The sequence below is a fragment of the Aeromonas sp. 75A genome, from assembly GCF_051919425.1.
Classification (GTDB): Bacteria; Pseudomonadota; Gammaproteobacteria; order Enterobacterales; family Aeromonadaceae; genus Aeromonas; species Aeromonas veronii.
Genome location: NZ_JBQBES010000002.1, coordinates 197,761 through 213,022, shown reverse-complemented (window position 1 = coordinate 213,022; position 15,262 = coordinate 197,761). Strand labels below are relative to the sequence as shown.

Here is a 15,262-nt window from a genome sequence, read left to right as displayed (position 1 = left end):
CTTTCCCACTATCGATGCCGGAGCCTGTGCTCTGGCATTTTTCCTTTATGACATCCCGCCAATGTGTCTGGCCCGGGTAGTGGATTTCGCTACCCGATACGAAAGCAGAGACTTTCATTCAGGTTTTTATTTCGCCTTTCAGCATATAGGTTACGTGATCAGCTACCCACTTTTGGTTATCTGAGAGCTTTTATGCGGTCTTTCTGTGTTATTTATCACTACCCATTGATTCGACTGTGATGGGCACTCTCTTTATCCATCTCATTTTTTCTCGTTAATCCAAGGCGTTATCGCTTCATCAGACGGCTGTTTGCAGAAAAAAGCGGCTGCTTTCTGAATAAGGCGACCGCGCCGCCGGATCTCGTCACGGCATCATATCCGTCACTACTCACAGGACTACCGCAATGCATATTGTCGACAGATTTTTGGGATACACCGCCATCAATACCACCACCAATCGTGAAGCGGGCGCCGCCGGGGTAATGCCCTCCTCCCCGGGGCAGCGGGTGCTGGCTGACAAGGTGGCGCAGGAGCTGATCGCCCTGGGGTTGACCGTGGAGGTGGCGGATAACGCCATCCTGACCGCCACACTTCCTGCCAATGTGGCGGGGGATCTGCCCACCGTGGCCTTCTTTGCTCATCTCGATACCAGTGCTGAACACACCAACGATACCCATGCCCAAGTAGTGGCCTATGAAGGGGGCGATATCTGCCTCAATGCCGACCAGCAGATCACCCTGCGTCTGAGCGAGTTCCCCGAGCTGGCCAACTATGTCGGTGATCGGATCATCGTGACCGACGGCACCAGCCTGCTGGGGGCCGATGACAAGGCGGCCATCGCCGCCATCGTCAATGCGGTTGCCTATCTGCAGGCACATCCGGAGATCCCCCACGGCACCATCAAAATTGGTCTGGTACCTGACGAGGAGCAGGGATTGCGCGGGGCCAAGGCGTTCGATACCGAACGTTTTGGCGCTGACTTCGCCTATACCCTCGACTGCTGCGGCATTGGCGAGCTGGTCTATGAGAACTGGAATGCGGGGGATGCGGAGTTTGTCTTTCACGGTGCCTCGGCCCACCCCATGTCGGCCAAGGGCAAGCTGAAGAACTCGCTGCTGATGGCGCACAAGTTTATCGCCATGCTGCCGGGGGGCGAAGCGCCCGAATATACCGAGGGGCGCGAGGGTTACTACTGGGTCAAGCAGATGCAGGGCAACAGCGCCCAAACTGTGCTCAAGCTGGATGTGCGCGACTTCACTCAGGATGGGTATCAGCAACGAATGACCCTGCTCGACACCCTCGGCAAGAGCTGTCAGGCCCTGTGGGGTGAGCAGAGCGTGAGTTACCACTTGAGCGATCGCTACAGCAATGTCTTCAACAGCTTGCAGGGGGAGAACTGCTATCCCATCGAACTGGCGTTGGCCGCTTACGAGACGCTGGGGATCACCCCCAAGCCCATCCCAATGCGCGGTGGTTATGATGGCGCCGTGCTCTCCCAGAAGGGATTGCCTTGCCCGAACCTCTTCACCGGTGCTCACAACTTCCACTCCATCTATGAGTACCTGCCGGTCAGCTCCCTCGAGGCGGCCAGTGCCGTGGTGATCGAGATAATCAAGCTCACCCACGCCAGTTTCAGTCGCTAAGGAGTCGTCATGTTTCAGGTAGTGATTGCAGTGCTGGTCATCGTGCTGGTGGCCAGACTGATCCTCAAAGGCTATCGGGCCGAGCCGGTGCTGTTTGCCGCCGGACTGGTGCTGATGGTGGCAAGCCAGCTGGCAGGGTGGGGGAGTGTGCTGCCCAAAGGGGTCGAGAGCACCGGGATTGCCCTGTTCGATCCGTTTGAGGTGATGCGGGATCTCTTCAGTTCGCGGGCGGCCGATCTGGGGCTGATGATCATGGCGCTGATGGGCTTTGCCCATTACATGGATCATATCGGTGCCAACGATGCGGTGGTGCGCATTGCGATTCGTCCGCTGCGCCGGTTGCGCTCCCCCTATGTGTTGCTCTTCTTCTCCTATCTGCTGGCCAGCGCGCTGCAACTGGCAATCCCCTCGGCGACCGGTCTGGCGGTACTGTTGATGGCGACCCTGTTCCCTATCATGGTGGGGCTGGGGCTTTCTGCGGCTTCGTCGGCCGGGGTGATTGCTACTTCCCTCGGGGTGGCCTATACCCCGACCGCTATTGACGCCATCCGTGCAACCGATGCGGTGGGCATGGGCCACAACGTGATCGAATATGTCTACACCTATCAGGGCCCGGCCGCACTGGCGACCGTGCTGGTGGTGGGCTTGATGCACGTATTCTGGCAGCGGCGCTGCGATCTGCAGGATGGACACCAGCATCAGGGGGCCGCTGAGGTGGACGACTCGGCGCAACAGGTCGGAGTCCCCGGCTTTTATGCCATTTTGCCGATGCTGCCCATCATCATGGCGGTGGGCTTCTCTTCCCTGTTTGTCGACCACATCAAGCTCAATGTTATCACCATAGTGATGATCTCGATGTTTATCAGCATGGTGGTAGAGGCAGCCAGAACCCGTGACATGAAACAGGTGTGCGGTGGTTTCAGCCACTTCCTCAACGGCATGGGGTCAGCATTCAGCAACGTGGTGGGGCTGCTGGTGGCGGCGGGGATCTTCGCATACGGCATCAAGGTGCTGGGGGTGATCGATATCCTGATCGTCGGCGCCGAACATGTGGGACTGCCTGCCTTTGCCATGGCGATCGTTTTTGCATTGGTTACGCTGGTTGCCGCCATCATCATGGGCTCCGGCAATGCGCCCTTCCTCGCCTTTGTCGAGCTGATCCCGCAGATTGCGGCGAGCATGGGGGTCAATACCGCCGCCATGATCCTGCCGATGCAACAGGCCTCCCACATGGGGCGTGCCATGTCGCCGGTCTCCGGGGTGATCATCGCTGTCTCCAGCGGGGCCAAGCTGACCCCGTTCGCGGTGATCAAGCGCACCTCGGTACCCCTGATGGTCGGCTTTGTCTTCCATACCCTGATCGTGGGGATCTTCTATCTGTAACTGCCCCTTCGGTTATCAGGAGATGAAATAACCAAAAGCCCTTCACCATGGTGAAGGGCTTTTTGCATCGCGTTATATTGCTTGCAGTGGGGGGCGTCCAGCTAAAAACGGTACTCGATATGGAGGGTATGGCTGTCCAGCCCCGGGTTCTTGTCATACATATAGGCGTTGGACATGTGCTCATACTGATAGCCGATCAGCCAATTCTTGGTGATGGCGTAGCCGAGGCCGATACCCAGAGCGAACTGGAAGGGGCCGCCGTAATCCTTGTAGCCGTGGCCGCGAGTCCCAAATTGGTACTGATCGAGCCAGACCATTTCGCCGGGGAGCCAGGTCACCCAGTTACCCCATTGGCATTCGATACGGGCGCCGCCCCCCAGTCTGGCGGTCTCTTCATCTTCTACCTTGAGCGTTCCGGCACGTACCCCCAGCCCAAATTGACAGCCTGAGTCTCCCCAGCGCCAGAACATATGATGGAACTTGGCGTCGGCGATGTTGATGTCGAGCTTTTCATTGCTGAAGGCCTTGCCAAGCTGCAGTACCACGATATTGTCATTCGCCATTGCAGACGGACTGGCGAGCAGTGCTGTCAGCAGGCCGATCCTTGATAGAGTGTTAGCGTCCATGCCCCCTCCCGATCCTTGTTGTCATCGTGGTGATCCTGTTGATCACCCTTCAGGCATAGTCAATCGAAGCACACCCTGTCAATGAATGGTCAGCAGGTAAAAAAATTAAATATTTATGAAAAATCAACTATCTGCGTGGTCTGATGTGGTTTGGCGGGCGTGGCAGCGGGGACATGAAAAAGCCCTTCACCGTGGTGAAGGGCTTTTTACTATCTGGCGTTATCCGCCCGGGTGAACCCGTTCGGGCTTAGTAGCCCTGCTGGTGCACGTCCATCACGGCGCGGCCGGACGGGTCGGCCATCTCCTTGAACTTGGCATCCCACTCCAGCGCAGTGGGGGTGGAGCAGGCGACCGACTTGCCGTAAGGCACGGTACGGGCGGCGGCTTCCAGCGGGAAGTGCTCGTCGAAGATGGTGCGGTAGAAGTAGGCCTCCTTGGTGAGCGGGGTGTTGATGGGGAAGCGGAATGCGGCCGCTTCGAACATCTGATCCGTCACTTCCTGTTCCACCATGGCTTTCAGGCTGTCGATCCACGAATAGCCCACGCCATCGGAGAACTGCTCCTTCTGGCGCCACGCTACTTCGTGGGGCAGCAGATCTTCGAACGCTTCGCGCAGGATGTGCTTCTCGATCTTGCCCTTGCCACACATCTTGTCGGCGGGCTGCAGGCGCATCGCCACGTCCATGAACTCCTTGTCGAGGAAGGGCACGCGACCCTCCACACCCCAGGCTGCCATCGACTTGTTGGCGCGCAGGCAGTCATAGAGGTGCAAAGAGGCGAGCTTGCGCACGTTCTCTTCGTGGAACTCGCGGGCGTTGGGTGCCTTGTGGAAATAGAGGTAGCCACCAAACAGCTCGTCGGAGCCTTCACCGGAGAGCACCATCTTGATCCCCATCGCCTTGATGTAGCGGGCCATCAGATACATGGGCGTGGAGGCGCGGATGGTGGTGACGTCATAGGTCTCGAGGTGATAGATGACGTCGCGCAGGGCATCCAGACCCTCCTGCACGGTGAAGTGGATCTGGTGGTGGATGGTGCCCAGATGATCGGCCACCTTGCGGGCGGCGGCGAGATCAGGTGAGCCTTCGAGCCCCACGGCGAAGGAGTGCAGTTGTGGCCACCAGGCTTCACTCTTGCCATCGTCCTCGATGCGGCGTGCCGCATAGAGCTTGGTAATGGCTGAGATAACGGAGGAGTCCAGCCCGCCGGAGAGCAGCACGCCATAAGGCACGTCGCACATCAGCTGGCGTTTGACCGCCGCTTCCAGCGCCGCTTTCAGCTCGGCCTTGTCACTGACATTGTGCTCGACCGCGGCGTACTCCATCCAGTCGCGCTTGTACCACTGTTTGAGCTCGCCATCCTTGCTCCACAGGTAGTGTCCCGGCGGGAAGGTTTCGACGCTCTTGCAGACCGGCACCAGCGCCTTCATCTCGGAGGCGACATAGAAGTTGCCGTGCTCGTCGCGACCGGTATAGAGGGGGATGATCCCCATGTGGTCGCGACCAATCAGGTAGGCATCCTGTTCGGCGTCATAAAGAATGAAGGCAAAGATGCCGTTGAGATCGTCGAGAAACGCCGGGCCCTTCTCCTTGTAGAGAGCTAGCAGCACTTCACAGTCGGATTTGGTCTGAAACTGGAAGTCGACCTTGAGGCTCTTCTCCAGCTCCTTGTGGTTGTAGATCTCGCCATTGACCGCCAGCACATGGGTGCGCTCGGGGTTGTAGAGCGGCTGGGCGCCATTGCCCGGGTCGACGATGGCCAGACGCTCGTGCACCAGAATGGCTTTGTCGGAGCTGTAGACGCCGGACCAGTCAGGCCCGCGGTGACGAAGTCGCTTGGACATCTCCAGCGCCGATTTGCGCAGGGCTACTGCATCGGACTTGATATCCAGAATGCCGAAAATTGAACACATTGGCGGTAATCCTCTTGATTTTTATATGAGCCCCCCACGTTTGGGCTCGAAATTCCATTTACATTCCTCGTCAGACACAATGCCTAGCGGAAAAACCTTTTGCAAGCGGGAAAACCGCAGAAAATCATGCCGTAAGCGTCAAGCAGATCAACAGGATAAGGGCTGCTGCAACGGGGCAGGGTGACGTGAACGTCAAGCAGAGGCGGGTTCGAAGATCACATAGACCTTGCGACAGGGAGTAAGGGTCTCCCACTCGCCGACAAAGCCTGCCGGAATCACGAATTGATCGCCGGGTTTGAGAGCAAGCTGGCCGCCCTCACTGTCGTGGATCACCACATCCCCCTCCAGCATCTGGCAATACTCGTGCTCGGTGTAGTGGATGGCCCAGCGGCCCGGCTCGCAAGCCCAGAAGCCCACGTGAAACTGCTGGCTTGGGTCGGAGTAGTGGTTCCACACCGTTTGCGCCGGGTTGCCCGCTTTAATGCGCTCAGGGGCTGGCATCAGCGGGGTAGGGGCCGCCTCATGGCGATCGAGCAGGATCCAGTCGTTGAGGGTCTTCATGGTGCCTCCTTGGCTTCGGCAGATAGGAACGCGGGGCCATCCCGGCCCCGCGTTTGTTCGTTTTATTAAACGAGGTTGTGCATAACTTAAACGATGCGCATTCCCTTGCCAAGGGCTGCTGGCCGATAACTCAAAGCGGCTGCAAGCGGCGGATCACATGGCGGGCAAAGCCGCTGCCCGCTTCGTTGTAGACGTTGAATACCGCATCCACTCCCTGCTCTCTGAGGGAGGCGATATCGTCCTCGAAACGGACGATGGCGGCGATCTTGCCGTTGAATCCGTGGCTGCGCAGCTTCTCGATGGCGTAGAGATTCCCCGAATGGTGGGGCATCGCCAGCAGCACCAGATTGACCTGATTGGAGAGCAGCACCTTGTCCCAGAAGTCGGTATCGGTGGCATCCCCCTCGATGACGTTCATCCCCTGGGCGCGCAGGGTGGGTAGCTTCTCGCTGTCGTTCTCCACCCCGAGGATGACGTTGCCGTACTTGTTCTCCAGCTCGAAGTAGGCCCCCTGACCGATCCGCCCCATACCGAGGATGATCACCTCGGCATCACCAAGCTCTATGGGCCTGTCTTCCGGATGGAGGTTGCTTGCCTGCAATCCCCGCAGCCAGTGGCCGATGCGGTGATAAATGCGCTCGCTCTGGGCATTGAGCGGGGCGGAGATCATAAAGCTCGCCGCCAGTGCCAGCGAGACCGCCACCAGCCACTCGTGGGAGAGCCAGCCCGCCTTGGCGGCGATGGCGGCGACGATCAGGCCAAACTCCGAGAAGTTGGTGAGCGCCAGGGTCGAGAGCAGGGCGGTACGCACCCGCAGGTGTGCGCCGCTGTAGACCAGATAGTAGAGGACACTTTTGAGCGGCAGGGCCAGCACCAGCGCCAGTGCCAGCAGCATGGTGTCGTGGGTCGGCAGGCCGTTGAGGCCGATGGTGAGAAAAAAGCAGACCAGAAAGAGGTCTTTGAGGTTAAAGAGCGCCTTGGCAAGCCCTGCCGCAGCCGGATGAGAGGCGAGCATCATGCCGATGATCAGTGCCCCGAGATCCGGTTTGAGGCCGACCACTTCAAAACCGGCGGCCCCGACCACCAGCGCCAAAAACACCCCGAACAGCACCTGCAGCTCGCCGTGCCCGGCACGCTCCAGCAGCTTGAACAGCAGCGGGCGCAGCAGCGGCAATCCCAGTACCCAGAGCGCCCAGATACTGGGCCACTTGCCGCTGGAGAAGGCCAGAAACGCCACGGCGAACACATCCTGCATCACCAGCACCCCGATGGCGATGCGGGCGTAGAGGGCATTCATGTCGCTGCGATCTTCCAGCACCTTGACCGCAAAGACAGTGCTGGAGAAGGAGAGGGCAAAGCCCAGCAGCAGCGCCAGCTTCCAGTCCAGCGACAGGGCAAGTTCAAGCCCCAGTCCCTTGCAGACCAGCAGTACCACGGTAAAGAGCAGGGTGGAGAGCAGCAGGTGCAGGCTGGTGGTACCCCACACATCGCGCCGCATCAGGGTCTTGATATTGAGCTTGAGACCGATGGTGAACAGCAGCAAGGTGACGCCGAGATCGGCTACCTCGCTCAGGGCAGGAGTATTTTCATATCCCATGCCGTTGAGGATAAAACCGGCGGCCAGAAAGCCGAGCAGGGGGGGCAGGCCAATCAGATTGACTACCATGCCGCAGCCAAAGGCCACAGCGATCAGAATGGGTTCCATAACAGATCCTGCAAGGGCAGGAGAGACCTGCCCTGTTTAACGCTTGGGTGGTGATTAGACGATATCGATGTCGACCACGGAGTCGAAAATATGGTTCGGGCGAAACGGCATGCGGTCGATATCGGCGACCTTGCTCACCCCGGAGAGCACCAGCACCGTTTCGAGACCGGCCTGAAAGCCCGCCAGAATGTCGGTGCGCAGGTTGTCGCCGATGATGATGGTGTCGTCGGAGTGGGCCTCCATCCGGTTGAGCGCCGCACGGATGATCCAGGCGCTCGGCTTGCCGACATAGAACGGCTTCTTGCCGGTCATCCGCTCGATGGGGGCGCACAGGGCGCCGCAGGCCGGGTGCATCATGGGGCCGTGGGTATCGGGGTTGGTGGCGATAAAGCGGGCCCCCTGATCGACGAACTTGGCGCCCTGTTGCATCATGGTCCAGTTGTAGTTGCGGGTCTCGCCCACCACCACGAAGTCCGGGTCGATATCGGTGATGGTGAAACCGGCCTTGTAGAGCTCGTGGGTCAGCGCCCCTTCACCGATCACATAGGCCTTCTTGCCATCCTGTCGCTTGAGAAAGTCGGCGGTGCCCATGGCGGAGGTGTAGAAGCACTCCTCCGGCACTTCGATACCTGCGGAACGGAAGCGGTTTTGCAGATCTTTCTGGGTCTGGGCCGGGTAGTTGGTGAGGAACAAGAGCTTGCTGCCCTGCTCCAGCAGGCGATGGACGAAACGGTCGGCACCGGGGATGAGATCGTTGTTGTGCAGGATGACACCGTCGATATCGCAGATGACGTTCTTCTTCATGAAAACTCCTTGTCAGGGCGCAGGCGAGCCGCCAATCGTTAAGATGTTCAATCATTTATGATTTTTGTGACGCCATTATAAGTCTGTTTGATGACAAGTCTCCCCTGTCTCGCCACTTCGGTGCACAATAAAGCTGCCGTCGGGTCAGTCTGGTGGAGGGGCTGACGCCGGATCACTTTGCTGATGGAGCCGTCGCTATGGACACCCCGATTTCCAAGCCAGTCACACCCGAACACCTCACCGCCGCGCTATTTATCGCCGGACTGCCGAAACTGGAGCTGCACCTGCATATCGAGGGCAGCCTCGAACCCGAGCTGATGTTTGAGCTGGGCCGCCGCAACGGTGTGCCACTGCCCTGGCCCGACGTGGCCAGCGTGCGCGCCGCCTATGACTTTGACTGCCTGCAATCCTTTCTCGACCTCTACTATCGCGGCGCCAGCGTGCTGGTGACCGAGCAGGACTTCTTCGACCTCACCTGGGCCTATCTTGAGCGTTGCGCCGCCGACAAGGTGGTGCATGTGGAGATCTTCTTCGACCCGCAGACCCACACCGCTCGCGGTATCCCCTTTGCCACTGTGCTGGGCGGCATCGAGCGGGCGCTGCAGACCGGGGAGAAGGAGTTTGGCATCAGCTGGCGGCTGATCATGAGCTTTTTGCGCCACCTGAGCGAAGAGGATGCCTTTGCGACGTTGGAAGAGGCTATGCCCTTCCTGTCAAGCATTCACGGTATCGGCCTCGACTCGGGGGAGAAGGGCAATCCGCCGACCAAGTTTGCCCGGGTCTTTGCCCGCTGCCGAGAGCTGGGGCTGCCGGTGGTGGCCCATGCCGGTGAAGAGGGGCCTGCCGACTACATCTGGCAGGCGATCAACGAGCTGCAGGTATGCCGCATCGATCACGGGGTGCGTTCGGCAGACGATCCCGAGCTGCTGCGCTATCTGGCGGATACCCGCTTGCCGCTCACCGTCTGCCCTCTCTCCAACACAAGGCTCAAGGTGTTCGGCGATATGGCCCAGCACAATGTGTTGCGGCTGCTGGAGCAGGGGCTCTGCGTCACCATCAACTCGGACGACCCCGCCTACTTTGGCGGCTATATGAATGCCAACTTTGTGGCGCTGGCCGATGGCCTTGGCGCGACCATGAGTCAGCTCTGCCGCTTGTCGCTCAATGCCGTTGAGGCGAGCTGGCTCTCTCTGGCCGACAAGGCGCGGCTGACCCGGGAGATCCGCAGTTATGCCGAGACTCACGGGGTGATCCTGCATTGAGTCAGGCGCCAATGAAGTCGAGATGACATGCAGTGGATATAAAGAGAGGCCCGCCATCACTGGCGGGCCTCTCATCTTTCAAAGGCTGGTGTGGTTGCCGGGGAAGGCAGTGTTACGCCACTCGCACCAGAAACTTCTCACCCTGTCCTTCGCGCTTGAAGCGCTCGAGCAGGGTGGGTAGTTCCTCAAAGTCGCCGACCACCAGCGGCGGTAGGGTCAGCTCGCCGCTCACCATCTGCTCCATCATGGCGACACCGGCGGCCACCAGTCGGCTCCACTGTTTGTCCGAGCCAAAGGCGTGCTGGGCGCCCAGCGCAATCTCGTGCAATGAGTGGCAATGGCTAAAGGCGGGCAACGGATTGTGCGGGATGCGCCCGAGCACAGTCACCATGTGACCGTAGTAGCCAAGGGCAGGCAGCAGGCTCTCTGCCTGTTGGCTGGAGACCAGATCGATGATCCCCTCGAACGGCTCGTTACCGTTGGCAGTCTGCAAGGTGGCCAGCCAGTCGGGATCCCGATAATCGGCTACACCCTGCACACCGATCTGTTTGAGCCAGTGATGGTGGCGTGGGCTGGCGCTGGCAAAGACTCGCGCTCCTTGCTTGAGGGCGAGCTGTACCGCAAAGCGGCCGACGCTGCTGCCGGCACCTGTGATGAGCAGCGCTTCCCCGTGCAGGCGCGGCAGCTTGGCCAGCGCCTGCCACGCGGTGAGGCCGGGACAGGGCAGGGCGGCGGCCGCCTCGTCACTCAGGGCATCGGGCACTGGCAGCAGGGCGCGGGCCGGTACTCTAGTGTGGCGGGCAAAGCTGCCGTGGTGGCGCAGATCGGTGTGGTAGGCGACCCGGGCACCGAGACGCAGATGGCTGACGTTGGTGCCGAGGGCCACAATAGTGCCCATGCCATCGACGCCGGGCACCTTACCATCCTGCCAGTGGGAGTGGCCATATTCGATCAGCTTCCAGTCCACCGGATTGAAGGCGATAACCCGGTTTGCCACCAGTACCTCGTCAGGGGCGAGCGGTGTCAGGGGCAGGTCGACGAGGGTAAGCTGGGTCGGTTCACCGGGGGCATGCCAGCACCAGGCTTGGGTGTGATTCATGATGACTCCTTGTGAAAGCGAGGGGAGAGAACAACGAGATCATTGCAACAGCAAGACAGTGAAACCGCCACTGCCGCGAATGGGCAACAATACAGCAGGCCCCAACCTGTGGGGCCTGCGTTACGTGGCCGGTTGGCCATCGACAATCAGCTGCGGGTAGCTGCGTCATCGGCCTGATAGACGGGGTAGTCTGTCAGCCCTTTTTCGCCGCCGCCAAACAGGGTGGCCGGATCGTGGGGGGCCAGCGGATAGCCGTGACGCAGCCGGTTCGGCAGATCCGGGTTGGCAACGAAGGGGCGGCCAAATCCAATCATGTCGGCCCAGCCCGCTTCGAGGGCGGTGCGAGCCCGCTTGCCATCATATTTGCCGGCGTAGATCAGGGTGTTGGGGAAGGCATCGCGCAGACCCTGCTTGAAGTTCTCCGGCATCAGGGGGGCATCGTCCCAGTCCGCTTCGGCAATGTGCAGGTAGGTGACATTGAGCTGGCCCAGCAGACGGGCGGCCGCCAGATAGGTCTCCTGCGGATTGGCATCCACGGTGCCGTTGAGGGTGGTGAGTGGCGCAAGACGCACCCCAACCCGATCGGCGCCGATTTCGCTGCTGACTGCCTCGGTCACCTCTTTGAGAAAGCGCAGCCGGTTCTCCAGCGATCCGCCGTAATTGTCGGTGCGGGCGTTGGATTCGGAGTCGAGGAACTGGTTGATCAGATAACCGTTGGCGGCGTGCAGCTCGATACCGTCAAAACCGGCGCTGATGGCGTTGCGAGCCGCCTGACGGAACTGGCCCACTACCGCATCGATATCGGCCTGGGTCATGGCGCGCGGGGTGACGGTCTCGACAAAGCCTGGCGCATCGCTGCCGTTATCGACGAACACCTTGACACCCACTGCGGGCAGGGCTGAAGCGGAGATGGGCTGGGCGCCGCCGATGTTGTCCGGATGGGTGACCCGGCCCACGTGCCAGAGCTGGGCGAAGATGGTGCCCCCCTTGGCGTGCACGGCATCGGTCACCAGTTTCCAGCCAGCGATCTGCTCGGCGCTGTAGATGCCCGGCGTCCAGGCATAGCCCTTGCCCATGGGGTCGATTTGGGTGCCTTCGCTGATGATCAGGCCCGCCTCGGCGCGCTGGGCGTAGTAGCTCGCCATCATGGCGTTGGCCACATCACCGGGCTGACTGGCACGGGAGCGGGTCATGGGGGGCATGACGATGCGGTTGGCAAGGTGCAGCTGGCCAAGGCGCAGCGGGCAGAACAGGTGATCGTGGCTCATCTTGAGTTCCTCATGGTGGAAGTGAGGCCACTTTATGCCGCCATCTTGTTGTGAAAAAGAGGGGTAATTGCACAAGAGAATTGTGCTTGATGCAGCAATCGGCACAAACCGCCGGTAAAGGAGGCGTTGAGGCATAAAGTTGAAGCATAAAAAAGAGGGCCGTCTGGCCCTCTTCGGTTTTCTGCTGGTGGCAGGCTCAAGCCGCGGCGGGCATCACTTTCACCCGCTCGATGCGCCGCTCGCTCACCTCGATCACCTCGAAGTTGAGCTGCTGCAGTTGCAACTGCTGGCCCGAGGTAGGCAGAGTGCCGAAGTGGGAGAGCAGCATGCCCGCCAGGGTCACGTATTCATCGCTCTCGCTCACCAGCCCCTCATGCTCCAGCACCTGCTCCACATGGTGGATGTTGGTGCTGCCGTTGATCAGCCACCCTTCGCCATCGCGCACGATATCCGGGGTTTCGTCCTCGTCCGGCAGCTCGCCGACGATGGCCTCCAGCAGATCGTGGGTGGTGACCAGCCCCTGGATCACGCCAAACTCGTCGGAGACCAGAATAAGGCTCCCCTTGGCTTTGCGCAGCTCCGCCAGCAGGCGGATCACGTTGATGGTCTGCGGCACGATAATGGGATCGTTCTGCTTGGCCAGTTCGCTCAAAGATTGCCCTTCGTTCAAGGCAAACAGCAGATCGCGCGCCTTGACCACTCCGATCACTTCGTCCAGATCCCCGTCACAGATAGGGAACAGGCTGTGGGGCTCGCGCTGCAGCAGGGCGCGGATCTCGTCGCTGGAGTCGTTGATATCGATCCAGGCCATCTCCGAGCGCGGGGTCATGATGGTGCGAATGGAGCGTTCGGCCAGCGACAGTACGCCGGTCACCATATAGCGCTCCTCCTCGCCAAAGCTCACCGGCGCTACGGCCGGGGCATCCAGATCGTCATCCGGCTGATCCTGATAGGCCTTGCTGCCCATCAATTTGAAGATGGCGGCGGTGGTGCGCTCACGCAGGGGCTGTTTGGATTCGTGACGCATGGCGCTGCGCTGGGCCAGCTGGTTGAAAAACTCGATCAGCACCGAGAAGCCGATGGCTGCGTAGAGGTAGCCCTTCGGAATATGGAAGCCGAATCCTTCCGCCACCAGGCTGAAGCCGATCATCAGCAGGAAGCTCAGACAGAGCACCACCACGGTGGGGTGGGCGTTGACGAAGCGGGTCAGCGGCTTGGAGGCGAGCACCATCACCACCATGGCGATGGTCACGGCGGCCATCATCACGCCAAGGTGTTCTACCATGCCGACGGCGGTGATGATGGAGTCGAGCGAGAAGACCGCATCGAGCACCAGAATTTGGGCGATCACCACGCCAAAGCTGGCGTAGGCGCCGACCGGGCCATCATCCTGGGGTTTGGCTTCCAGCCGCTCATGCAGCTCGGAGGTGGCCTTGAACAGCAGGAACAGGCCGCCCCCCATCAGGATCAGGTCCCGACCGGAGAAGGGGTGATCCCACAGGTGCAAAATCGGGGTGGTCAGGGTGACCAGCCATGACATGACACTCAAGAGCCCAAGTCGCATCAGCAGGGCCAGCGACAGGCCGATGATGCGCGCCTTGTCCCGTTGGGCGGGGGGCAGTTTTTTCACCAGGATGGCGATAAAGACCAGGTTGTCGATCCCCAGCACGATTTCCAGAATGATCAGGGTAAACAGACCAATCCAGATATGGGGATCCAGCAGCAATTCCATTGTATGACCTCAATAAAAACAGACAGAGCAGAGAGTGATCACGGCGCGCGATGGCCGCAGTAACAGCAAGGCAAAGGTGTTATTCAGAGGCGCTGATTAAGCAGAAAAAGATAGGCTTTGACAGAGAGAGACGAAGGGCAACTTCGGGGATTGTCCATGATGGGCAATAAAACCTCGGGTGAAAAATGAGCCCTGATGATAGCGGCTGGCGCCAATTTGGCAAGAGCAGCGTCAGCGAGGCGTGATGGGGTTGTGATGCGACAGGGGAGGCGGCGGTGCCGCTCTCCCCCGTGCGGTCGTTACAACCAGCGCTTTTCGCGGGTGAAACAGACCGAGAGCCAGGCATCGCCCAGGGTGTCGCCAAGGCGAGACCAGAGCTCCTGGCGCAGGGCATCCTGACGTTCGACGGGCCACTCCTGACCCGGCGCCACCAGAATGTTCAATTCCAGATCGAAGCGGCGACCGCTTTTGGCCAGATGGCTGTAGCACTCGATGCCGTGGCGCTGGCGCAGCGCCTCGATCTCCTGCTCGACTTGCCGTGGCACATCTCCCTTGGGGGCGATCTTCAACACTTCCCGCAGGTTGCGACCGAGCACCTTGATGGGAATGAGGGTGGCGCAGAGGGCCAGCAGCGAGACCAGCACCGGGTCTATGTAACGGTTGTATTGGCCGTAGCCGATGGCATCAAGGCCAATGGCGACCACGAAACCGATAAGCAGAGTGGCGCTGAGCAGGGTATCCACCAGCCACTCCTTGGAGTCTACCCGCACCAGTTCGGAGTCAACCTGCTCGGCGACTTGGGCTTCGATGCGATAGATGATGGCGCAGAAGAAGGTGGAGACGGCGGCATATATAAGGGCGTGGCCGAGATCGATCTCTCGTCCGCCATCCAGCAGGGTGGTGATGCCGCTATAGAGAGCGCCAAGGCAGAGCAGCAAGATAATGGCGCCATTGATGACGTTGGTGATGGGCTCGAAGTGGGCGTAGCCGTACTGGAAGCGCGCATCGGAAGGGCGGGTAACGAGATAGGCGGTAACAAGACCGAGGCCTGTCATGCCCATGCTGAACAGGGTGAAGATACCATCGAGCATGATGGCGTTGGAACCGACGAAGAGGCCGTAGCCGATGCCGAAGATGGCAAAGGTGATACAACCGAACAGCGACAGGGTAAGCGCCTGTTTTTCGGTGGTGACCAGCGTACTGATAACATGGCTGTGGTGAGCCATAAAAGTCCTCCTTTCAAATGGTGAATATTGCCAAGCGCAAG

General features: G+C 60.0%; 12 protein-coding genes. 3 read left to right on the top strand and 9 right to left on the bottom strand.

Annotated elements, in window-relative coordinates; all coding sequences use genetic code 11:
* Positions 1-404 precede the first annotated feature (404 nt).
* Both pepT and dcuC read left to right on the top strand, forming a co-directional pair.
* Entirely contained in the window at positions 405-1,643 is a 1,239-nt protein-coding gene (gene pepT / locus ACTG2T_RS00940; RefSeq protein WP_330124468.1) for a peptidase T, read from the top strand.
* Positions 1,644-1,652: 9 nt separating this feature from the next.
* Positions 1,653-3,026 carry a C4-dicarboxylate transporter DcuC gene (gene dcuC, locus ACTG2T_RS00935; RefSeq protein ID WP_330124467.1) on the top strand — a complete coding sequence of 458 codons (1,374 nt, stop codon included), beginning with the start codon at positions 1,653-1,655 and terminating at the stop codon, positions 3,024-3,026.
* A 101-nt stretch (positions 3,027-3,127) separates the two neighbouring features.
* Here dcuC and ACTG2T_RS00930 read toward each other — a convergent pair whose 3' ends face one another.
* The 5 genes from ACTG2T_RS00930 to ACTG2T_RS00910 form a co-directional block, all read right to left on the bottom strand.
* Positions 3,128-3,652: an acyloxyacyl hydrolase gene (locus ACTG2T_RS00930; protein WP_127007513.1), complete on the bottom strand. Its 525-nt coding sequence runs from the start codon at positions 3,650-3,652 to the stop codon at positions 3,128-3,130.
* Positions 3,653-3,899: 247 nt separating this feature from the next.
* A complete protein-coding gene (gene asnB / locus ACTG2T_RS00925) occupies positions 3,900-5,564 on the bottom strand; it encodes an asparagine synthase B (RefSeq protein ID WP_151287213.1) in 1,665 nt (554 codons plus the stop codon).
* Positions 5,565-5,756: 192 nt separating this feature from the next.
* Positions 5,757-6,125: a cupin domain-containing protein gene (locus ACTG2T_RS00920; protein WP_330124466.1), complete on the bottom strand. Its 369-nt coding sequence runs from the start codon at positions 6,123-6,125 to the stop codon at positions 5,757-5,759.
* Between the two features lie 130 nt (positions 6,126-6,255).
* Positions 6,256-7,830, bottom strand: a complete 1,575-nt coding sequence (locus tag ACTG2T_RS00915) for a cation:proton antiporter family protein (RefSeq protein WP_019446569.1) — start codon at positions 7,828-7,830, stop codon at positions 6,256-6,258.
* Between the two features lie 54 nt (positions 7,831-7,884).
* Positions 7,885-8,634, bottom strand: coding sequence for an HAD-IIA family hydrolase (locus ACTG2T_RS00910; RefSeq protein WP_005337281.1), 750 nt, complete (start codon positions 8,632-8,634; stop codon positions 7,885-7,887).
* 197 nt (positions 8,635-8,831) lie between these two features.
* Between ACTG2T_RS00910 and ACTG2T_RS00905 the strand changes: the two genes are divergently transcribed.
* Positions 8,832-9,896, top strand: coding sequence for an adenosine deaminase (locus tag ACTG2T_RS00905; protein WP_330124465.1), 1,065 nt, complete (start codon positions 8,832-8,834; stop codon positions 9,894-9,896).
* Between the two features lie 112 nt (positions 9,897-10,008).
* On the opposite strand, the gene ACTG2T_RS00900 is transcribed toward ACTG2T_RS00905, so the two are convergent.
* From ACTG2T_RS00900 to ACTG2T_RS00885, 4 genes are all read right to left on the bottom strand, one after another.
* Complete coding sequence (locus ACTG2T_RS00900; protein WP_330124464.1) at positions 10,009-10,995, bottom strand: zinc-binding dehydrogenase; 987 nt, start codon at positions 10,993-10,995, stop codon at positions 10,009-10,011.
* Between the two features lie 146 nt (positions 10,996-11,141).
* Positions 11,142-12,263, bottom strand: a complete 1,122-nt coding sequence (locus tag ACTG2T_RS00895) for an alkene reductase (RefSeq protein ID WP_330124463.1) — start codon at positions 12,261-12,263, stop codon at positions 11,142-11,144.
* A 196-nt stretch (positions 12,264-12,459) separates the two neighbouring features.
* Complete coding sequence (locus tag ACTG2T_RS00890) at positions 12,460-13,995, bottom strand: TerC family protein (RefSeq protein ID WP_330124462.1); 1,536 nt, start codon at positions 13,993-13,995, stop codon at positions 12,460-12,462.
* A 299-nt stretch (positions 13,996-14,294) separates the two neighbouring features.
* Positions 14,295-15,221: a cation diffusion facilitator family transporter gene (locus ACTG2T_RS00885; protein WP_005352774.1), complete on the bottom strand. Its 927-nt coding sequence runs from the start codon at positions 15,219-15,221 to the stop codon at positions 14,295-14,297.
* Positions 15,222-15,262 lie beyond the last annotated feature (41 nt).

Coding starts and splice junctions, on each gene's coding strand:
- pepT (WP_330124468.1), top strand. CDS start 405: ATGCATATTGTCGACAGATTTTTGGGATACACCGCCATCAATACCACC.
- dcuC (WP_330124467.1), top strand. CDS start 1,653: ATGTTTCAGGTAGTGATTGCAGTGCTGGTCATCGTGCTGGTGGCCAGA.
- ACTG2T_RS00930 (WP_127007513.1), bottom strand. CDS start 3,652: ATGGACGCTAACACTCTATCAAGGATCGGCCTGCTGACAGCACTGCTC.
- asnB (WP_151287213.1), bottom strand. CDS start 5,564: ATGTGTTCAATTTTCGGCATTCTGGATATCAAGTCCGATGCAGTAGCC.
- ACTG2T_RS00920 (WP_330124466.1), bottom strand. CDS start 6,125: ATGAAGACCCTCAACGACTGGATCCTGCTCGATCGCCATGAGGCGGCC.
- ACTG2T_RS00915 (WP_019446569.1), bottom strand. CDS start 7,830: ATGGAACCCATTCTGATCGCTGTGGCCTTTGGCTGCGGCATGGTAGTC.
- ACTG2T_RS00910 (WP_005337281.1), bottom strand. CDS start 8,634: ATGAAGAAGAACGTCATCTGCGATATCGACGGTGTCATCCTGCACAAC.
- ACTG2T_RS00905 (WP_330124465.1), top strand. CDS start 8,832: ATGGACACCCCGATTTCCAAGCCAGTCACACCCGAACACCTCACCGCC.
- ACTG2T_RS00900 (WP_330124464.1), bottom strand. CDS start 10,995: ATGAATCACACCCAAGCCTGGTGCTGGCATGCCCCCGGTGAACCGACC.
- ACTG2T_RS00895 (WP_330124463.1), bottom strand. CDS start 12,263: ATGAGCCACGATCACCTGTTCTGCCCGCTGCGCCTTGGCCAGCTGCAC.
- ACTG2T_RS00890 (WP_330124462.1), bottom strand. CDS start 13,995: ATGGAATTGCTGCTGGATCCCCATATCTGGATTGGTCTGTTTACCCTG.
- ACTG2T_RS00885 (WP_005352774.1), bottom strand. CDS start 15,221: ATGGCTCACCACAGCCATGTTATCAGTACGCTGGTCACCACCGAAAAA.